The organism is Bacillus sp. SIMBA_154 (genome assembly GCF_046536015.1).
GTDB classification, from domain to species: Bacteria; Bacillota; Bacilli; order Bacillales; family Bacillaceae; genus Bacillus; species Bacillus pumilus_P.
The window spans coordinates 356,139-377,199 of record NZ_JAWJBV010000002.1; the positions used below are offsets into that span (position 1 = coordinate 356,139).

The 21,061-nt window shown below is 41.8% G+C and carries 18 protein-coding genes and 1 pseudogene; 4 read left to right on the forward strand and 15 right to left on the reverse strand.

Annotated features, from left to right (window positions below; translation table 11 throughout):
- The first annotated feature begins 37 nt into the window (after positions 1-37).
- Positions 38-190: a hypothetical protein gene (locus R0K30_RS05255; protein ID WP_162842519.1), complete on the forward strand. Its 153-nt coding sequence runs from the start codon at positions 38-40 to the stop codon at positions 188-190.
- A 63-nt stretch (positions 191-253) separates the two neighbouring features.
- Here the strand turns inward: R0K30_RS05255 and R0K30_RS05260 are convergent, their stop codons facing one another.
- On the reverse strand, positions 254-1,138 hold the full coding sequence (locus R0K30_RS05260; protein WP_099728669.1) for a cation diffusion facilitator family transporter: 885 nt from the start codon (positions 1,136-1,138) through the stop codon (positions 254-256).
- Positions 1,139-1,429: 291 nt separating this feature from the next.
- On the opposite strand from R0K30_RS05260, the gene R0K30_RS05265 reads away from it, so the two are divergent.
- Positions 1,430-2,602, forward strand: a complete 1,173-nt coding sequence (locus R0K30_RS05265; RefSeq protein ID WP_410609478.1) for an aminotransferase A — start codon at positions 1,430-1,432, stop codon at positions 2,600-2,602.
- A 25-nt stretch (positions 2,603-2,627) separates the two neighbouring features.
- Here the strand turns inward: R0K30_RS05265 and R0K30_RS05270 are convergent, their stop codons facing one another.
- A complete protein-coding gene (locus R0K30_RS05270; RefSeq protein WP_410609480.1) occupies positions 2,628-4,457 on the reverse strand; it encodes a PAS domain-containing protein in 1,830 nt (609 codons plus the stop codon).
- 155 nt (positions 4,458-4,612) lie between these two features.
- Positions 4,613-6,739 (reverse strand): peptidoglycan D,D-transpeptidase FtsI family protein, encoded by a 2,127-nt coding sequence (locus R0K30_RS05275; RefSeq protein WP_410609482.1) that lies wholly within the window; start codon positions 6,737-6,739, stop codon positions 4,613-4,615.
- Positions 6,740-7,075: 336 nt separating this feature from the next.
- Here R0K30_RS05275 and R0K30_RS05280 point away from each other — a divergent pair, with 336 nt between their 5' ends.
- Positions 7,076-7,876: a CAP domain-containing protein gene (locus R0K30_RS05280; protein WP_410609484.1), complete on the forward strand. Its 801-nt coding sequence runs from the start codon at positions 7,076-7,078 to the stop codon at positions 7,874-7,876.
- A gap of 231 nt (positions 7,877-8,107) precedes the next feature.
- On the opposite strand, the gene R0K30_RS05285 is transcribed toward R0K30_RS05280, so the two are convergent.
- From R0K30_RS05285 to R0K30_RS05335, 11 genes and pseudogenes are all read right to left on the reverse strand, one after another.
- Positions 8,108-8,980, reverse strand: coding sequence for an NAD(P)-dependent oxidoreductase (locus tag R0K30_RS05285; protein WP_410609486.1), 873 nt, complete (start codon positions 8,978-8,980; stop codon positions 8,108-8,110).
- Positions 8,981-8,993: 13 nt separating this feature from the next.
- Complete coding sequence (locus R0K30_RS05290) at positions 8,994-9,779, reverse strand: SDR family oxidoreductase (protein ID WP_099728676.1); 786 nt, start codon at positions 9,777-9,779, stop codon at positions 8,994-8,996.
- Positions 9,780-9,854: 75 nt separating this feature from the next.
- Positions 9,855-10,802 (reverse strand): methyl-accepting chemotaxis protein, encoded by a 948-nt coding sequence (locus R0K30_RS05295; protein ID WP_370461128.1) that lies wholly within the window; start codon positions 10,800-10,802, stop codon positions 9,855-9,857.
- Positions 10,794-11,816 (reverse strand): annotated as a pseudogene (locus tag R0K30_RS05300) (cache domain-containing protein); the annotation flags it as partial. The gene R0K30_RS05295 and the pseudogene R0K30_RS05300, both read right to left, overlap by 9 nt.
- 116 nt (positions 11,817-11,932) lie before the next feature.
- Positions 11,933-12,961 (reverse strand): spore photoproduct lyase, encoded by a 1,029-nt coding sequence (splB, locus tag R0K30_RS05305; RefSeq protein WP_099728678.1) that lies wholly within the window; start codon positions 12,959-12,961, stop codon positions 11,933-11,935.
- Positions 12,962-13,042: 81 nt separating this feature from the next.
- Positions 13,043-13,270: a transcriptional regulator SplA domain-containing protein gene (locus tag R0K30_RS05310; protein ID WP_099728679.1), complete on the reverse strand. Its 228-nt coding sequence runs from the start codon at positions 13,268-13,270 to the stop codon at positions 13,043-13,045.
- Between the two features lie 114 nt (positions 13,271-13,384).
- Complete coding sequence (gene ptsP, locus R0K30_RS05315) at positions 13,385-15,103, reverse strand: phosphoenolpyruvate--protein phosphotransferase (RefSeq protein WP_099728680.1); 1,719 nt, start codon at positions 15,101-15,103, stop codon at positions 13,385-13,387.
- On the reverse strand, positions 15,103-15,369 hold the full coding sequence (locus R0K30_RS05320; protein ID WP_003211078.1) for a phosphocarrier protein HPr: 267 nt from the start codon (positions 15,367-15,369) through the stop codon (positions 15,103-15,105). Before R0K30_RS05320 ends, ptsP begins: the two co-directional genes overlap by 1 nt.
- A 93-nt stretch (positions 15,370-15,462) precedes the next feature.
- Positions 15,463-17,562 carry a glucose-specific PTS transporter subunit IIBC gene (gene ptsG, locus R0K30_RS05325; RefSeq protein ID WP_410609490.1) on the reverse strand — a complete coding sequence of 700 codons (2,100 nt, stop codon included), beginning with the start codon at positions 17,560-17,562 and terminating at the stop codon, positions 15,463-15,465.
- A 203-nt stretch (positions 17,563-17,765) separates the two neighbouring features.
- The gene (gene glcT, locus R0K30_RS05330; RefSeq protein WP_099728682.1) at positions 17,766-18,620 is read right to left on the reverse strand and encodes a glucose PTS transporter transcription antiterminator GlcT; all 855 of its coding nucleotides are present in this window, start codon (positions 18,618-18,620) and stop codon (positions 17,766-17,768) included.
- 55 nt (positions 18,621-18,675) lie between these two features.
- A complete protein-coding gene (locus tag R0K30_RS05335; protein WP_230031160.1) occupies positions 18,676-19,665 on the reverse strand; it encodes a LacI family DNA-binding transcriptional regulator in 990 nt (329 codons plus the stop codon).
- Between the two features lie 93 nt (positions 19,666-19,758).
- Here R0K30_RS05335 and R0K30_RS05340 point away from each other — a divergent pair, with 93 nt between their 5' ends.
- Positions 19,759-19,902, forward strand: a complete 144-nt coding sequence (locus R0K30_RS05340; protein WP_180275569.1) for a hypothetical protein — start codon at positions 19,759-19,761, stop codon at positions 19,900-19,902.
- Between the two features lie 54 nt (positions 19,903-19,956).
- Here R0K30_RS05340 and R0K30_RS05345 read toward each other — a convergent pair whose 3' ends face one another.
- Positions 19,957-21,051 (reverse strand): M24 family metallopeptidase, encoded by a 1,095-nt coding sequence (locus R0K30_RS05345; protein WP_410609493.1) that lies wholly within the window; start codon positions 21,049-21,051, stop codon positions 19,957-19,959.
- Positions 21,052-21,061: the final 10 nt, after the last annotated feature.

Genomic DNA, 21,061 nt, shown 5'->3' on the forward strand with positions numbered 1-21,061 from the left:
ACAATAGTCAAGGATTTTTTAAAGAAAGGTGTTCATGATGGGAACTGTCGTACTATTAAAGAACAACGAAATGACTGTGATTGAAGATATTTGCGAAGCTGATTTTTTAGACATGAAGCATGGTTTGTCAAATGATGACACAGCTTATATCTCTTGGTATGAAGATTACGATACTGCTTATGGCTATTGATTTCATTTCATAGATGAAGCGTAAAAAAAGGCGATACAACCTGTAGGCAGGTTGATCGCCTTTTTACGTTTGTGAACTTCTTTCACTTTCAGGTTCCACATGAATAAAGATTTGTGCATGCGGAAATTCATGCTGAATCTTCTCTTCGATTCGATCACATAATTGGTGAACATCTTCAATGGTAGTTTTTCCATCCACAATCAAATGGAAATCAATATATTCTTCTGCACCAGACCGTCTTGTTCGAAAGTCATGGTATTCAATGAATTCTTGGCTGAATGCTTGAATGATAGCTTCTATCGATTGTTCTTCCTCCGGTGTTAACCGGGCGTCTACAAGCGGCGGGAAGGCTTCCTTCATGAGTTTAAACGCTTCACGCATAATAAAAAGGGCCAGAATCATACCAATGATCGGATCTAGGAAATACCAATCTGTTAATGCAACAAGCAATAAACTAAATGCCACCCCTAATGACGTATAAACATCTGTTAAAAGATGCAGCGCATTCGATTTCATGGCGACAGAATGTACTCTCTCTGCCTCTTTGTTCACAACCCTCGATACAACAAAATTGATGAGCGCGCCTAACAGCATGACCACAATGCCAAGTACAGGCAGCTTGACGGGCTCTGGATGCATTAATTTGTGAACACATTCGTATATGATCCAAATGCCAGCAACAAAGATCAACAGGGTCTCAATGGTTCCAGAAATATTTTCGACTTTTCCATGTCCATAAGGATGTTTTGAATCTGCTGGCTTTCTTGAAATACGAACAGAGATAAATGCAATAAAAGATGCCATTAAATCGAGAAAGGAATGAATGGCTTCTGATAAAACAGCAACAGATCCAGTTAACAGCCCCACAATGATTTTTAAGATCACAACAAATGTGTTACTCATCACGGATAGAAATGCTATTTTCGATGTCTTCGCTGATTGTTCCATCTATCGTCCTCCTTCAGGAGATCGTATGTCTATGAAAGCCATTCCCATGACTTCATTCTCACGTTCTTTCATTTTACGCAGTTTTGCCGTTTTCTAATCATCATCACAGCCTGTATTTTCCGAGCTGGTTACGCTATAATAAATGTTGCTCTTTCTTCAATATATCACTCATGCTGTGATGGATAGGAGAATAGACTACATATAATGATATCCGATGCCCTTCCGCAGGTGACATTTATGCAGTGAATGGTAAAATAGGATAAAAACATAAATATTTTAAGGTGATGAGAAATGGAGCATTTGCTGAATCCAAGAGTAAAGGATATTGAAATTTCAGGCATTCGAACATTTTCAAATCTCGTATCGTCATATGAGGATGTCGTTTCATTGACTATAGGTCAGCCCGATTTTTATACGCCGCATCATGTTAAAACAGCTGCTAAAGCAGCCATTGACGAGAATTTCACCTCATATACTCATAATGCTGGTTTCCTAGAGCTAAGACAAGCGATCCAGCATTACATCAAGAAGAAAGTGAATCTTGATTATGATGCAGAGTCAGAAATCATTGTCACAACAGGTGCAAGTCAAGCAATTGATGCTGCGTTTCGAACCATTTTGACTGAGGGTGATGAGGTCATTTTACCTGGACCTGTTTACCCTGGCTATGAACCGATCATTCGAATGTGCGGCGCGGCGCCCGTACATATCGACACAACGAATGCTGGCTTTAAATTAAATGCCAAGCTGATTGAGGATGCATTAACGGAAAAGACAAAGTGTGTTGTCCTTCCTTACCCTTCAAACCCAACAGGTGTCACACTTTCTGAAGAAGAATTGAAAGAAATTGCCCAGCTGCTTGAAGTAAAGGACATCTTTATTTTATCCGACGAAATTTATAGTGAGCTGACATTTGATCGGCCCCATCATTCAATTGCCTCTTTCCTAAAGGAACAGACCATTGTGGTCAACGGACTGTCAAAATCTCATAGCATGACCGGATGGAGAATTGGCTTTTTATTTGCTTCAGCTCCAATTGCTAAACATGTATTAAAAGTACATCAATATAACGTGTCTTGTGCCTCGGCTGTCTCACAAAAGGCGGCACTTGAAGCCGTGACAAATGGTGTAGATGATGCACTCATCATGAGAGAGCAATATAAGAAGAGACTCGATTATGTATATGATCGGCTCATTTCTATGGGGCTTCCGGTCATTAAACCTTCTGGCGCTTTTTATATTTTTCCATCCATTGAATCGTTTGGAATGAGTTCATTTGATTTTTGCATGGAGCTGTTAGAAAGTACAAGACTTGCTGTCGTACCTGGCTCTACTTTCTCTCCATTAGGCGAGGGGTATGTGCGCCTTTCCTATGCATACTCACTTGAAACGCTGAAAGAAGGACTTGACCGGCTAGAACAATTTATACTTGAAAAACGTTCCATACATTCAACAGACGAATGAAACAACGGCTCTCTTGCCGTTGTTTTTATTTTGCAGGAAACATGATGTGAAACACGGTGCCCTTCTCAGGCTGACTATCGACACGGATCGTCCCGTTGTGATTTTCTAAAATATTAAATGTCACCATGAGGCCGAGTCCAGTGCCCTTTTCTTTTGTGGTTAAAAAGGGCTCTCCTATTCGCTTCATGACTGATTCAGGAATGCCGACCCCTTCGTCTCTAATGGTGACGAGTATCCCATCTCTTTCTGCTTTGGCCGTAATGTCTACCTTTCCTCCGTCCGGCATGGATTCTACAGCATTTTTGATTAAATTGATAAACACCTGCTTGAGCTGATTTTGATCCCCGTTCATTAGGAGATCCTCCTCAATGTCACTTGTGTTCATTAAAATTCCATTTAAGTTGGCCTGTGTTTCTAACAAAGCCGTGACTTCGCTGATGATTTTCTTCAAATCAAGCGTCTGCATCGATGCAGTTTGCTGCGGCTTCGCGAGCATTAACAACTCACTTAATATAACCTCAATCCGGCTCAGCTCAGAGAAAACAATGTCGAAATATTGATCACGATCTTTTGTTTTCGGTTTAATGAGCTGCAAAAAGCCTTTAATGGCCGTCAATGGATTCCTTATTTCATGTGCAATGCCCGCCGCCAATTGGCCTGCAATCGATAATTTTTCAGAGCGCAGCATCAGTTCTTCTGTCTGCTTTCGCTCGGATATATCTCTTAAAATAATTTGAACGGCTGTTTCTCCAAAGAATGTTGTTGGGATACAAACCATTTCTGTATAAATCAGCTTATGCTTAAACGTATGGCAGCTCATCGTGACAATCTCAGAATCTGATGCTCTTTCAATAATACGCGACAAGCTTTTTTTGACTTTTGGCTGATCACAAGAATGGATTTGATGAAAGATATCCTTTCCTATTAATTTATCGTAATGTTCGGCTTCAAATAATTTAATGCCCGATTCATTCATAAACACCCATTTATGATCATGGATGACCGCAATCGTATCAATTGAATTTTGGATAAGCAGCTGATACCGCTCTCGGCTTTTTTGAAGGACGGTTTGGAATTTTTTACGAGATGAGATGTCCACTAAGAGCAAAAGCTCTGCCCGCTGATTTTGATAGATCGTAGGCGATGACTTTACTTCAATGTGAATGCTGCTCCCGTCTTTCCTCTTCCATTCTTGTTCAATCATTCCGACTGGAAGGCCTTGCTGCAGTCTTGTAATTCGATTTCTCACTATGTCGTGGTATTCCTCGGCAATAAAATCAAACGTGGACTTGCCGATCATGTCATCTCTTGTGCATACCCCCATTAATTGCAGCATCGCATCGTTCGCATACACAATTTTCCCAAGCGCCGTAATACATAACGGATTTGGCAGCATAGCAATTAACTTTTCAGCTTCACTGACATTTTGGAAAGCCGGTAGACTGCATAACGACTGTTCTGACACGTCTGATGTTGTTTGAAATGCTGCTTTTTGAGGCTCAGAGTCCAGCACCCTCATTTTCAGGATCATTTCTCTACCTAATTCGTTGTCTAAACCATCACAAGCAACAAAATCAACGCTTGCTTCAATCCAAACAGCTGTAAGATCACTTCTTAGCAGTCTAAAGTGGCAAATCTCTAGCATGTGCTGATTGTAGAAATAGCTTTCGACGAGAAATTGATCTTCGTTATGAACAAAGTCCTTCAAAAAACACCCTAGTACATCCTTTTGTTCATAGAGCAAAAGCTGTTTACAGTTGGAAGAAATGTAGAGAAAGCGGCCATTAGAAGAAAGAACGGCATGTAAATCAATATTCGAATACAACTGATTCGAATCTTTCATTTTTTGTTCCATCGTCGTCCGACCCTCCTTTTATTTTTTTAGGGTTGTCCTTAGATTGATGTATAAAAAAGATTCGCTAGAAAACCCGTATTTTCCTTCCATAATCGAGTGAAACGTCCATATTTTCAGCAAAAAAGAGCACATTCTCTTGCTGTGCTCTCTGCTGTTTATTGCTTTTCGTATTTTTTTTGTAATTCAACGTACTTATCAACAATTTTACTCGGGATCGTTTTAATGACAGGATCTTTATCTGTGACATAAGGGGTCACGACACTAAAAGCCACCTTTGGATTAGAAGAAGGATAATATCCGCCAAAGGTTAAATTGTACGTGGCATTTCCCCACCAGCTGCGGTTGGCGCCATAGTAAAAGGTTTGGGCTGTGCCTGTTTTCCCCGCTACATCATGCTGACCGAACCGGCCAGCGGCAGTCCCGCCTGTTGATGTGACCATTTTCAGGCCCATTTTCACGCGGTCAATATCAGCTTTCGAGTTGTTAATGGTATTCAGCACCTTCGGCTCATATTTTTTCACAACCGGGCCTACTTCTTCCTTATTCGTTGGAAGGTGAACACTTTTCACCACTCTTGGCTGAACACGGTTGCCTCCATTGGCGATTGTCGACATGTATTGTGCGACTTGAAGCGGTGTGTACGTGTCATACTGTCCAATTGCTTCATCAAGTAAGAGCCCGCCGACCGTCTTAGGATGCGTCTGCATTCCGCTTGATTCCTGCGGCAGGTCGATCCCTGTTTTCACGCCAAGACCGAATTGCGCATAATAATTTCTCATTTTTTGTAAATGCTCAGGTCTTGCTGGCAGAGGACCATCCTTTTGATAGGTGATGCCTGCCATCCTCATCGCTACTTGGAACATATAGACGTTTGAGCTTTTTTGAAGCGCCTGAAGGTCATTAACCCACCCAAGAACTTTGTAAGACCTTTTCGGTTTCCCCCCACTCCCTGCAAAGTAGAGCGGTGTATCCATATAGGATTGATTGTGTGACATCCCGTCTTGATAACCAGAGAGGACAGTGGCTCCTTTTACGACAGAGCCCATCTCATATTGCGTTGTAAAGTTTCCAATGGCATAATCTGTGACATCTCTGCCGTCCATTTTCTTTCCTGACATGGCGAGAATGTCGCCTGTGTTAGGATCCATCATGACAACAAATGCCCGGTCCATCATATAGTTTCTTGCACTAGCGGATCTAAGCTCTGATTCGACGATCTTGTCGACTTCCTTTTGCAGCTCCATATCAAATGTCAGCGCAAGGTCAAGTCCTCTTCGTCCCTCTGTCCGCTTGATTTCATCAAGCATCTTCCCGCCGACTTGTGTATATTGAACGGTTGCTTTTTCTGGATTTAAGAAATCCTCGTATTGATATTCTAAATAACTCTTCCCTACCCGGTCATTTCGCGAGTAGCCTCTTGCCATATAGTAATCTTCACGCTCTTTCATGATTCCTTGCTCTGGTGTGGTCACACCGCCAAGTACATTATAAAGGGTCTTTTCATACGGATATTTTCTTGTCCAGTCATTGATGACATTCACGCCAGGCAGTTCATCAAGGTGCTCTGATACAAGTGAAATTTCTTCGTATGTCAAACTCTCTGATGATGTCTGTTTTGATTCTTTTGTTTCATCGAGTAAAGCAACTTTTTCGTCCCCTTTTTTCTCTTCGTTTGGGTCCATTGCTTTCACAATTTGAGGCTCAAAGGCATAGCCGCCTGTAAATCTTCGGTAGATCGCTGCAACTGCTTTTTCGTTTGCATCGTTTTCAATGGCCTTTACTTCTTTCTTTGGCACACGCTTCACTTGAAGCGGATAGACATCTTTCGCATTGATATCCTTTTTCTCTGCTTTTGAAATAAGCTTATCGGCTTCTTCCGGGTGGCTGGCCAGCCAGAAATCTCGAATGTCTCGCTCTCTCAAAAAATCAGTATCCATTTTTATATAAGTCGCAAGTTTTCTTGCTACCTTAATCTTATCCTCCGCTTTCACACCGCTTTCTGATGTATAAACGATCGCAGGTACACTTTCGTTATCAACGACGACTCTTCCTCTCGCGTCATACATTTTTCCTCTTGGAGACGGGTATGATGCTGTTTTGACCTCTGTTCGGTTTGCTTGCTTTTTATAATCCTCACCATTGACGATTTGCAGCACACCGAGCTTGATCACAAGTACAGCAAATAAACTAAATACAGCGAAGAAAAAGAGATTAATCCTCCAGGCGTTCCGGCGCTTGATTTTTTTCTGCTCGGCAGCACCTTGATGCTGTTTCTCTCCCACTTATGTAGCTCCTCTCATCCTTTCAATCTTTTACAATTACCACTCATTATTGTAACACTTTTGTAATAGTTGTTACAGCGAAACAAGTGAAAAAAAGCTGTCAATCCCTATTCTGCAAAAAAATATACTAACACTTTAAAATATTGGTATGTTTATGTCGTTTTCATTAAGTGGAAGAATTCCCTATCCTTTGATATGAAGAGGCTCTTTCTATGACTTTAACAAAAATGACAAACACGCTTTGTCAATGGAGGATGCTGGTACATTTATAACAAAAAGTCTATGTTATGATTTTCTGTGAGAAAACAAAACAAAGATTTTAGGAGGAGTTACAAAATGAAGAAGAAATCATTCTTTTTTTCAGCGCTAACAGCTGCTGCATTGATTACGTTCACTGGAGAACATTCAGCTGATGCAAAGGAGCTTAACCTGAAACAAGTCATACACGTACAGCATCAAGCCATTGATCTTCATACATTAGCTGCAAAATTACATATCTCTTCAGATGTGAACAAGCTAAGCAAGTCTAACCAAAAAGAGATCGAAGCTCTATTAAACAAGCTGATCAAAAGCGGTCAACCTGTTACTGGTACAAAAGTGGTGAAAGAAGTAAACAAAGCAAAAAATGAACAAAAACAAGAATCAGTGAAAAAACCAACTGCTTCTAAACCAAGCACTCCAGCGAAACAAAACACAAACAACAATAACAGCACAAAAGCTGACCAAAAAGACACAACTGCAGCAAAAGCAGACAGCAGCTTAAATGCATTTGAAAAAGAAGTAGTTGAGCTGACAAATAAAGAGCGTGCAAAACAAGGATTAAAGGCACTTTCTGTTGATTCAAAATTAAGCAAATCGGCGCGCGCAAAATCTCAAGATATGAAAGATAAAAACTATTTCTCTCATACAAGCCCAACTTACGGATCTCCATTTGATCAAATGAAGCAATTCGGTATCACTTACAAAACAGCAGGTGAAAACATTGCCCAAGGTCAAAGATCACCTCAAGAAGTTGTAACGGCTTGGATGAACAGTGAAGGTCACAGAGCGAACATTTTAAACAAAAACTATACACATATTGGTGTTGGTTATGTGAAAGATGGCAACTACTGGACGCAGCAATTCATCGGAAAATAATATGAAAAAGGCTGTCCCACCGAGGGACAGCCTTTTAGATTGTTGACAAAGGGCTAAAATGAACTTTATTTTAGCCTTTTGTCTTCTTTTCAGCGTGATAGAAAACCTTTGCAGTCTAGGAAGGACGAGTACTGGAGCGAATTTGAGTTTCGTGAGCACCGGCACGCAGGACTGACAACGAATGCGAGGGTTTGTCTACACGCTGAGCCTGTCCAACCGTGGGACAGGCTTTTATTTTACCCATAATTTATAAATACTCTGCGTTCCACTGTTTTCTTCGCCCTGTTCGCTGAGCTTTTCATAAAGTGACTTCGCAAGTGAGAGGCCTGGCATCTCTTCTTCCATCAGCTCTGCTTCTTCAAGTGCAATGCCCATATCCTTGATAAAATGCTTCACATAAAATCCTGGCTCGAAATCACCTTTCAGCATTCTTGGCGCAAGGTTTGACAAGGACCAGCTTCCTGCAGCTCCTGTTGTGATGCTTTTGAGCACCTGCTCTGGATCAAGACCTGATTTTTCGGCATAGGCCATTGCCTCTGCGACACCTACCATGCCTGCTGCAATGGCAATTTGGTTACACATTTTTGTATGCTGGCCGCTTCCAGCCGGTCCTTGATATTGAATGTTCTCACCCATGTGCTCAAATAGAGGCAGACAAGCTTCATAGGCTGACCTTTCTCCGCCAATCATAATGGCCAGCGTACCATTCTTCGCCCCTACGTCACCACCTGATACCGGTGCATCTAACGCAAATAGGCCTCTTTCCTTCGCTTTCATTTCAATTTCTTTTGCAAGCTGAGGCTTCGATGTGGTCATATCAATGATATAAGTACCAGGAGCAGCATGTGTCACGAGCCCTTCTTCCCCTAAATAGATCTCTTCCACATCTGATGGATACCCGACCATAGTGATGACAGCATCCGCACTTGCTGCGATTTCCTTCACTGTTGACTTCCATGAAGCGCCTTTTTGAATCAATGCGTCTGCCTTCGTTTTCGTTCTTGTATACACGAGAACCTCATATCCTGCATCCATTAAATGTCCTGCCATACTATGTCCCATTACACCGATTCCAATGAAACCAACTGTTTTGATTTGTGCCATCACGTGTTCCTCCTTAAAGAGACTTTGTCAATCCACCATCAATGATCAGTGTTTGACCTGTCATATATGTATTCGCTTCAGATAAAAGGAAAGCCGCATATGCCGCAAATTCCTCTGGCTGTCCGTACCGGCCAAGCGGGATCGCTCGTTCTGCTTGTGCTTTGATCTCTTCAACTGATTGATGCTCTGTTTGCGCGCGGTGCTTGTCCAGCTGTTTGACGCGCTCTGTTTCAATTTTTCCCGGGGCTAACGTATTGATCAAAATGCCATCTTGTGCAAGCTCCTGGGCAGCTGTTTTTGTCCATCCAGCAATCGCCGGTCTAAATGTATTCGACAGCATCAAGCCTGGAATCGGTTCTTTCACCGACATAGACGCAATATTTAACACGCGTGCGCCGCGTTTTTTTAAATAAGGCAAGGCCTCTTTTAATAACCGGATATAGCTGAGTAAATGAAGCTGAAATGAGTCCATCCAATCTTGATCCGTTAAGGTCTCGAGCGTCCCTGTTTGAGGACCGCCTGTATTGTTCACAAGAATGTCGAGACGCTTTTCATCACCAGCTGCTGCTTGGGCAAGCGCCTTGATTTGCTCGGCGTCAGATACATCACATACTTGATAAGTCAGCTGCCCTTTTACAAGCGGGGACAATTCTTTGACCGTTTCTTTCAGCGTCTGCTCATGTCTTCCTGAGAGCATTACATCTGCGCCCTCTTTTGCTAGAGCAAAGACTATTGCTTTTCCGATACCTTGACTGCTTGCAGCTACCAATGCTTTTTTTCCAAATAGATTGACATCCATGTCAACACCCCCTCTGCACTTATTTTATCATACAAAAAGAACCTTGCTCACGTCGCAAGGCTCCTTTCCATTCTATTACACCTTAAACCGGTCAACCGCCTGACGTAATGCCTGGCTTGATTCGTTCAGCATTTCGGTCGAGGTTTTCGTTCTTTCTAAAGCTTGTACTTGTTCATCGGTAGAAGCATGCACTTCCTCTGCTGAAGCCGCAGATTCTTCTGAAATTGCAGCAATGCTTTGAATGGAATCATTCATTTTCTGCTGTTCTTCTGTCATTTCATTGATCTGTGTATGAATGCTGTCAATGGAGCCGACAAGTGCCTGCATTTCCATTGTGATGCTGCTGAGTGCCTCACCTGTTGCATTGATGGCATCACCTTGTTCCTCATTCATTTTACTTGCTGCTGTCATTGCTTCAGCCGCCTTCTTCGATTCATCTTGAATGAGTTTCACAGTTTCACTAATGTGTTTTGTTGATTGTGCAGATTGTTCAGCAAGCTTTCTTACTTCTTCTGCGACGACAGCAAACCCTCGTCCGCTTTCTCCTGCTCGCGCTGCTTCAATGCTTGCATTCAGTGCAAGTAAATTCGTTTGATCAGAGATTTCAGAGATCGCCGTCACGACGTTTTCAATATTTTTCGTTTTATGCTCAAGATCCAGCAGCATTTGCTCTACCTTCTTCGATTCTTCATTCGCTTGTGTTGATTTTTGGACGAGCTGGCCAAGAGCATCGAGCCCTCTATAGCCTGCATCTTCAGATGATTTTGAGTTGGCTTGCATTTGCGTGGCAAGCTCACCCATATGACGTACTTTTTCATACAAATGCTCTGATTTCTCATTAATTGTTTCAGCATCTATTGCTTGTTTAGACGCCCCTGTTGCCACCTCTTGAATGGCAGTTGCAATCTGTTCGCTTGATAGTAAGGTCTCATTTGAAATTTGTGTCACTTCATCCGTTGATTTCACAACCTGTTCTGAAGCCCCTTTCACTTTTTCAATTAACTCCCTAATGCCCTCTGTCATTTGATTAAAGCTTTTCGTGAGGAAACCTATTTCATCCTGGGACTTTGTTTCAAGTGAGCTGGTTAAATCGCCTTCAGACACTTTACGAACATGCTCTATCAGACGCTTGATTGGCGTTGTAATGCTTCTTGCTAATAAGTAGCTTAGGATCATAGCAAGAATAATCGCAATCACAGATATGATGAAACTTGTTTGATTCATTTGTTCTGTGATCCAAAGCAGTTTCTTTTTCTCGAAGCTGACCCCTATCGTCCAATCGGCTTCTTTAATTTTAGATATGACTGTCAGCTGTTTGTTATCATCAATACCAGAATTGTCGATCGCTTTTTTCACAGAAGCGACTTTTGATATGTTTTTTCCTTGCTCTGTTGGATGCGCCAAAATGGTGCCTGTGCCGTCAACTAAGAAAGCGGTTCCCATATAAGGAATCTTTTGTTCCTTTATATAGGATTGAATGGAGGACAGCTTCAAATCAAGTCCAGCAACTCCAACGACTTTTCCATTTCGCACAATCGCCTTAGTGGCTGAGACGACCATTTCATTGGTTGCTTTATCAATATATGGGTCTGTCCACAGGACCTCATCAGGCTTTTCAGCCGCTTGAATAAACCAATCTCGTTTAGAAGGATCATATCCTTCGCCAAAATCGGACTCTGGGAAAGCGAACATTTTGCCATCATTTGTTCCAATATAGGCAAGCGAGATGAGTTCATCCTGCTCCTGTAAGCCTTTTAGTTCATCGCTTTCAAATGCCAATGTTTGTTTTGTTTGTTTTTGTGCAAAATCTTCAGTCAGTGTACTTGTTGCCAGTTTGTTAATTGTATCACTGTAACCATTAAGTCTTAATGCAATGATGTCTCTCATGCTTTCTGCCGTTGCTGCTGTGGTGGTTTTTGCATCACGTTCAATGAGTGGTCTTAATACTATGTTGGAACCCACTTGAACTGCCACAACGGTTAAAATTAAAATAACTGAGATAAAAACAGCTATCCTTATTTGAAGTTTCTTAAACATCTCATCACCCCTACATCCTACTTTCGTATCTTATTTTGTATATCGGCAAAATTGGTACCGCATTCAATAGTTGTAAGAAAATTTAAATAGAAAAAAACAAGCCATAAAGGCTTGCTTTAAGTAAAATATTCAATTTTTGCAGACGGAAAGTACTGATCGATATATGATTCTAACGTCTGTCTTAGTTCTTGTTCTTCATCTTTTTGATAGATATATTTTCCAATTCCATATCTACCCCATTTGTATCTTCTTTTTTCTTCATCTAATTCTAATTTTGATTTCGGGTAGTTTTTTTGGATCACACGCTTCGCTGGTTTTGTAAAGCGGTGCTGAATCATTTCAAAGGTGATATCGTGTCTCACATCTTCTGAAAGGGCGGCATCGAGTTTTTCAAAAAGAACTTTATACCCTTCCTGCCAGCCTTCGTGAATGTAAATCGGGGCAATAATAAAGCCAAGAGGATAGCCTGCTTTTGCCACTTTGACAGCCGCTTCAATTCGTTGATCGAGCGGTGATGTTCCGGGTTCGAAATATTTAATGACATAATCAGCGTTGATACTAAAGCGGAATCTTGTTCGACCGTTGTGCTTTGCATCTAATAGATGATCGACATGATGAAATTTAGTGACGAAGCGAAGCTTGCCAAGATCGGTTTGCCCAAAATATTCAATCGCTCGCTTCAGTGTATGTGTCAAATGGTCAATCCCTACGATGTCAGAGGTACAAGAGGCTTCAAATCTTGTGATGTCCGGCGCACGCTCGTTCATGTACTGCTCAGCCTGATCTAATATTTCTTCTACATTAACGTACGTGCGAATGTACGGCTTACTTCCCATTGTCGTTTGCAGGTAGCAATAATGACAATGCCCCATACATCCCGTCGCAAATGGGATCGCATACTCTGCAGATGGTTTAGACGAGTCGAACTTCAATGTTTTCCGCACACCAATGACAAGCGTTGATTTCGCATTGCGATACTTTTGCAAGTCATTTTTCCCTGGGATATTTCTCACCTGGTTATGTGAAGTCGTTTCTCTTATTTCAATTCCCATACCCTCGAACTTTTCCTTCAGCTCTTGTCCTAACGGGTACTCTAGCGCTCGAGGTTCAATATAAACAAGCTGGGGGACGAAAGGTTTGATCATATTTAGCACATCCTTACCTTTAAGGTTTCATACCGTTACTTTAACCGCTCAGGATGGCTTTTATCCTTTCTAAAATCTCCCTTATTCAAACAAATCTTGATAAAGGGCTTCTGCTTCTTCGTATGTTGAAAATACGGCATCATCAGGTGCTAATGGATGATACGTTTCCAGTAAAAATAGTGCAAGCTCCTCTTCGTTGTATGGATGTGAAACGATTTCCGCTTCTTTAATTTGTGCTACGTTTGCTGCATGTGGATTTCGATAAATCACATATACTTGATCACCCGGCTTATAGTCAGAAAAAGGCAATCTGGTCACCTCCATTTTTTAATTATAGGTTGCCCTTCTCGCTGCTCGATATGACCCATTATGATAAAATTCGACAAAAAAACCAGACAGTTGAACCTGTCTGGTTTGATTCACTTAGTTATGTTGAAACGTTTTCTTGACGAAATCAACTACTTCTTCTGTTGTGCTAAGTGATAAAATATGCTCTTTAAATGATGCAGCTTCTTCCTTAGAAAGCTTGCTTAGCTGCGTTCTTGCTGGAAGAATGGATGTTGCACTCATTGAGAATTCATCTAATCCTAATCCAAGTAGAAGCGGGATTGCGATTTCATCTCCTGCCATCTCACCGCACATGCCAACCCACTTACCTTCTTTATGCGCTGCTTCAATCACAAGCGTAATCAGACGTAAAATGGCTGGATTGTATGGCTGATAAAGATATGACACTCGTTCGTTCATTCGATCAGCAGCCATTGTGTATTGAATCAAATCATTTGTTCCAATACTAAAGAAATCCACTTCTTTTGCAAATTGGTCTGCGATGACAGCTGTTGATGGAATTTCCACCATAATACCGATTTCAATGGAATCGGATACGTCTGTACCAGCGGCAACCAATGCTTCTTTTTCTTCAAGTAAAATGGCTTTTGCTTCTCTAAATTCTGATAACGTCGCGATCATAGGGAACATGATTTTCAAGTTTCCATATGTACTTGCACGAAGTAAGGCGCGTAGTTGTGTTCTGAAAATCTCCTGTTCTTCGAGGCAAAGGCGGATCGCTCTAAAGCCAAGGAACGGGTTCATTTCTTTTGGAAGCTGCAAGTAAGGGAGTTCTTTATCGCCACCAATATCAAGTGTGCGGACAACAACTGCTTTACCTTCCATCTTCTCTAACACTGTTTTATAAGCATTGAACTGTTCTTCTTCTGTTGGAAGCTGATCTCTGCCCATGTATAAAAATTCTGTACGGTACAATCCGACCGCTTCGCCGCCATTTTCAAGTACACCTTTTACATCTTCAGGTGTTCCGATATTTGCAGCTAACTCTACGTGAACGCCGTCTTTTGTGACCGTTGGCTGGTCAACAAGTTTCGCCCATTCCGCTTTTTGAGCTAAGAAGTCTTCATGCTTTTTTTGATACGCTTTCACTTCATCTTCAGAAGGCTGAATGATGACGTCTCCAGTAATACCATCAACAATGATGAGATCATCGTTTTTGACCGTTTTTGTTGCTTCTTTTGTTCCAACAACGGCTGGAATCTCCATTGATCTTGCCATGATCGCTGAGTGAGAAGTACGACCACCGATATCTGTCGCAAAACCTTTGACGAATTGTCTGTTTAGCTGAGCAGTATCAGAAGGTGTTAAATCTTCTGCAATGATAATGACTTCTTCAGAAATCATACTTGGGTTTGGAATGTCAACGCCTAGCAAATGTCCAGTAACACGTTTTGTAACGTCGCGAATATCCGCTGCACGTTCCTTCATGTATTCATTGTCCATTGCTTCGAACATCGTGACAAACATGGTCGCTGTTTCTTTTAAAGCAAATTCAGCATTTACTTTATCCGATTTGATTTTGTCCTTTACTGGGTTTAGCAGCTCTGGATCACTTAACACAAGAAGGTGCGCAGAAAAGATATCTGCTTTGTCTTGGCCAAGCTCTTTTAGCGCATGTTCTTTAATTGCTTCAAGTTCTTGTTTTGAAACATGAATTGCTTCTTCAAAACGTTTTACTTCTGTCTCTGGATCGTTAATGTCTTTTTGGTGAACTGTTAAATCTGGTTCTTCCAGACGGTATGCTTTTGCAATCGCAACGCCTGCTGAAGCACCGATTCCTTTCAGTTGTTGCATTACTCGCCTAGGCCTTCACTTTTCATTGTGTCTTTTAGTGCAGCAAGTGCATCATTTTCATCAGAACCAGAAGCAGAGATTGTGATTGTAGCACCTTTCGCAATTCCTAGAGACATTACACCCATAATAGATTTAAGGTTCACTGTTTTACCATTATATTCTAAGTTGATATCAGCATCATATTTACTAGCAGTTTGTACAAGAACTGTTGCAGGACGTGCGTGAATTCCAGAATCTGCAGTTACTTTGAATGTTTGTTGAGCCATTTTTATCAATCTCCTTTTTATACAATTAATACATCCACAATATTATATCATACTGCCGAGCTTGTCATCTAACAAGAACGGCAGTTATGAAAATTATTTTGAAATTTTCATGATGTTTTCTTGACCAGCTTTGATCTCGTCGGATTCTTGAAGGTCAATAAATTGTCCTTCACCTAAGTTTGTAAATACAATTGGTGTCATCAAAGATGGTACTTCTGACTTAATTTTATCAATATCAACCTCTAAGAGTTTTTGACCGATTTCTACTTGATCTCCCTCTTGTACAAATGCTTCAAATCCTTCTCCTTTGAGGCTGACCGTATCAATACCGAAGTGGATCAAAATTTCAAGTCCACCATCAGATTGCAGGCCGATTGCGTGTTTCGTTGGGAAAACATTTAGAATTCTCCCTTTCACCGGTGAAACCACCGTTCCATCTTTTGGCAAGATGGCGAAACCGTCACCCATCATTTTCCCTGAGAATACTTGATCTGGTACATCTGTAATCGGATGAAGCTCCCCTGTAATTGGTGAAGCAAAGATTTCTTCCCCTTGCTCGTTTTGAAGCGGTTTTGCAATGACTTCTTCGACCTGCTGGCTGACTTCTTCTTTTGCAGAAGGGTCTTTAGCTGGACGCGGCGTGCGGCCTGCAATGATGTCTTGCATTTGTGTTTTTAAATTATCAGAGCGCGGTCCAAAGATTGCCTGGATGTTGTTCCCTACTTCGAGGACACCTGAAGCGCCAAGCTTTTTCAAGCGGTCTTTGTCCACTTTCTTCTGATCATTTACTGTGACACGCAAACGCGTAATACAAGCATCTAGGTGTTTAATGTTTTCTTGGTCACCCATTGCTTCAAGGATTTCATACGGCAAGTCATCGGCTTTTCCAGCCTTAGCCCCGCTTGCACCATCTGCTGCTTCATCCTCGCGGCCTGGCGTTTTCAGATTAAATTTACGAATTGCGAATCTAAATCCGAAGTAATAAATGACAGCAAGCACGAGACCTACTGGAATCACAAGCCACCAAGCCGTTCTGTTTGGCAAAATACCGAATAAGAAGAAGTCGATTAACCCTCCTGAGAAGGTCATACCGATTTTCACGTTTAGAATATCCATTATCATAAAGGATAATCCAGCAAATACACAGTGGATTGCAAATAATAATGGTGCAACGAACAAGAATGAGAATTCAAGCGGTTCTGTAATCCCTGTTAAGAAAGAAGTCAGTGCTGCTGAACCCATAATTCCAGCTACAAGCTTTTTATTCTTAGGTTTTGCTTCATGGTAAATCGCAAGTGCTGCTGCTGGAAGTCCAAACATCATGAACGGATATTTCCCTGTCATGAATGTTCCGGCTGTCAGCTGAACACCATCTTTGATTTGTGCCATGAAGATACGCTGGTCACCACGGACAAGCTCTCCTGATAAGCTCTTATAGCTAAAGAACTCATACCAGAATGGTGAGTAGAAAATGTGGTGCAGACCAAACGGGATAAGTGAGCGTTCAATCACACCGAATACAAAGGCAGCAAGCGGCTCATTCGCTGCAAGCAGTCCTGTTGAAAACGAGTTCAGTGCACCTTGGATTGGCGGCCAAATGACTAGCATCAAAAGCCCTAAAATAAGTGCTGAAATGGATGTGACGATTGGAACAAATCGTTTACCAGCAAAGAAACCGAGATATTGCGGGAGCTCAATTTTGTAAAATTTATTATACATATAAGCTGCTAATACCCCGACAATGATCCCGCCAAAAACGCCGGTAGACAAGGTCGGAATGCCGAGCATATTAATATACGCTGGATGGCTTTCCTTAAAGAACTGGGCCAATTTGATAGAATCTGACGGAATCGATCCGTTAGCCATTAAGACGGCACTCATCGTAACGTTCATGACAAGATAACCGATGATCGCGGCAATTCCTGCCACTCCGTCTCCATTGGCAAGACCGATCGCAACCCCTACAGCAAATAAGAGCGGAAGATTAGAGAAGACGATGTTCCCTGCATTTTCCATGACACTTGCAACAAGCTGAATTGTATCATTGCTTAAAAATTGAGCTACATCAATCAGCTGCGGATTTTGCATCGCATTTCCAAGTGCTAGTAAAATACCAGCAGCAGGAAGGATCGCAACTGGAAGCATAAGTGCTCGTCCAATTTTTTGCAACACACCAAAAAGTGATTTAAACACTGGTTGAACCTCCTTTTGTTTTCGCTTACAACATACATTTGGGTTGCTCCCTGACGTACATTTCATAATTAACCGTTTACATTTCACTTTCAAACACAAAAAAAAGGCATGGTGATATAAGGTTGCGCAAATAACAGGATCTTATCCTGTATTTACCTTAAGTCACTCATGCCTGATCGAATCAGTTACACGTTTCAAGGAAACTATGAAATTTTATTAGTCAATCTGTACAGGTGAAGCGTCAGGTAGACAGCTTCTGCATCATGTACAGGCTTTTTCAATGCATGCTGCAAAATTTTGATCATTTTCCAAGCAGTATTGTAGCATAAAGGATATTCATTTTTCAATAGATGAAGCAACTTTTCTGGTTCCTCTAATGATTCTTCCCGTTTAATACGCTCAATCGAAAACGTAATATGGCGCAATAAGCGTAAATAATGAATACTTTCTCTGTCTACTTTCATATGAAAGGAATCTTCTATGACTTGGACCATCTGCGTGATGAGCTGCGAATGACGGTTCACCTCAGATAAGGGCCGGTTCGTTAAAGCCGAATGAATATGGAGCGCAATAAAACCAATCTCTCCTTCTGGCAGCTTTGTTTCAATATCTGGCCGCTCGTTAATCAGTTCAACGACTTCCTTTGCGACCTCGTATTCTTTCGGGTACAGCGATTGTGTCTCAAGCATAAAAGGATTGGTAATATCATAACCTTGCTGCACCCGCTTAAAACTAAAGGCTATATGATCGGTCAGTGCAATATGAATATGCTCATTCAAGCGATGTCCCATTTTTTCTCGTATATGATAAATGACGTCATTGGCAAGCTCGATCATGTTCTCATCAATGTGATGAAGCAGCTGTTTATATTCTGTTTGTTCCTTCGTGTTTTTTAACACAAACATCTTTTCAAATGCCGCTTGATCGAGAACATCACCCGATTTTTTTCCGAAGCCGATCCCTTTTCCAATCAGAACCACTTCGCCCAAAGAAGGGTGTCTTGCGATGATGACATTATTATTTAACGCTTTATCAACGGTGAAGGATTCCATGAACATCCCCACCTCCTTCTTATTCAATCCCTCTTATCGTACAAAACAGATGAAACGTGCGTCAACGATTGTTTTTCAAAACGGTGGTTGTTCGCTCTATGAGGCGAAATGACAGCACTCGTTTTTCTGGTGCTTCTCCCTTTAACGCCCGGTCGTACAAGTCAAATGCTTCCTGCCCCATTTGTTTGAGTGGAATTTCAATGCTGGAAATCCCTAAAGCCTCACTCAATTGTTCGTTTTGAAAGCCGAGTATGGCGGGTGATTCCCCTACTTTTATATGGTGACGCTGCGCTTCTAATAAAAAGCCTGCTGACACGTCGTCATTTGTGATCAGTAATGCTGTGGGACGATTTTTCATCCCCTGCCATTCTGTAAATAATTGCTTCCCATCAAAAAGTGTTAACTTCCCTTCAATGATCCATTCCTCATCAATGTCCTGCCCAAGCGATTGCATCATATCTTGATAAGCTTGAAGGCGCGTTTGGCTATTCGCTCCTTCTGTTCTGGCAAGAACGATCGCAATTCGCTCGTGCCCGCATGCCGCTAAATGATGAAGCCCTTCTTTCAATGCTTGATCATGTGCAATCGACACCGCTGAACAGTCATCATGTGGTGTAGGATGACAAAAAATAATGGGGCCGGATTCCTGCCACTTTAAGATGTCTCGATCACTTAGCGCATTTGAGCAAAAGATTAAACCGTCCACACGCCGCTCCTTTAAGCTCATCAAAGCTTCTTTTTCCTTTATTGGATCATACCCCGTTTGAAACAAGGCAAAGTGCAGGCCGCGTGCCTGTGCTTTCTCGGCAATGCCTGTGACAAGTCCGCTGAAATAGGAGTGATCAATCGTTGGAAGAACGATTCCGAACATATTAGAGTAGCCCTTTGCTAAATGCACAGCCTGAATGTTTCTCGTATATTTGAGCTCTTTCATCGCATGCAGCACACGCTCTCGTTTTTCTTCTTTGACATAAGGATGATCATTCATCACACGTGATACGGTTGTCACAGATACGCCCGCTTTTTTCGCAATCTCCCTTATATTTGACATTTTTTCTCCTACTTTCTCTTGATATGGTAAGCGTTTCATACTTTAAGATGTATGTGAGCTGAACAAATCACTGGATGGAAAGGGGAATTCAAGATGGGTATTATCATATGGATTATATTATGTATGGCTGTTTTGTTTTCTGCTCGCTTTGCACTACATCCTTTAGGAAAAGAACATAAAATCAAACCGTTTCAATCAATTGATGATTTTTTTGTTGACAAGGATCGAAAAGAGTGACAAAAAATCACGATGATACTTCCAACGCATGGACGTTCATCGTGATTTTTTTCATTACTTGATGATCGTCAGCTCTTTTGGATAATTGGTTAAGGTGACTGGACCATCTGCTGTGATCAGTACATCATCTTCAATTCTCACGCCGCCGACTCCTGGGACATAAATACCTGGCTCGATCGTATAGACCATGCCTTCTTGGAGAAGGTCGTCATTTGCCTGGCTCATAGAAGGAAACTCATGAACAGACACCCCTAGACCATGCCCAAGACGGTGCGGGAAGTACTCCCCATATCCCGCTTCTGTGATCAGCCCTCGTGCTTTTAAGTCCAAGTCCCCAATTCTCACGCCTGGCTGGCTCATTTCAAGTGCTGCCATTTCTGCGTTCAAGACGGTTTGGTAGATGTCTTTTTGCTTGTCAGAAGCTTCTTGATAGATGAATGTTCTTGTAATGTCTGAACAATACCCATCGACAATCACACCAAGGTCAAATAACACAAAATCGCCTTTTTTTAAGGCTGCCTGCCCTGGATTTCCGTGGGGCTCGCCTGATTTTTCGCCAAAGAGAACCATCGTCGAAAAGGACATGCCTTGAATGCCTTTTTTCTTTAACTCATATTCAATGACAGCGAGCACTTCAGTTTCGGTGATTCCTTCTTTTAAGGCGTTCACCCCAATTTTTACCCCTTCATCTGCCAATTGAGCGGCTTTTTTCATTGTAGCAATTTCAGATTCATCTTTAATCAGTCTTAACTGATTGAGCTCTTCTTCTGCCCTGACGAAAGTTTCCGCCCCAGTGGCAGCTTGGAGCTGCTCTGCTCTTTGAAGCGGAATCGACTCTTTTTCAATCGCAAGTCGAGCCGCTCGTACACCTCGTTTTTCTACTGCTGACTGAATGAAATCAAATGGGTTCTCATGGTCTTCATAACCAATGATATCGCCTGACCATCCAGCATTCTTCGCCTGCTCCACTTCCATCTTAGGCAAAATAAAAAATGGATCTGCCTCTTGAAACACAAACAGCCCCATCACTCTTTCGTGCGGCTCTGTGAAGTATCCAGATAGATAAAACACATTTTCCTTTGTATGTATAAATGCACCTTGAATGTCTTTTTTCTTTAGCCAAGAAGACAAGCTCTTCATTCGGTTCATCGTGATCCTC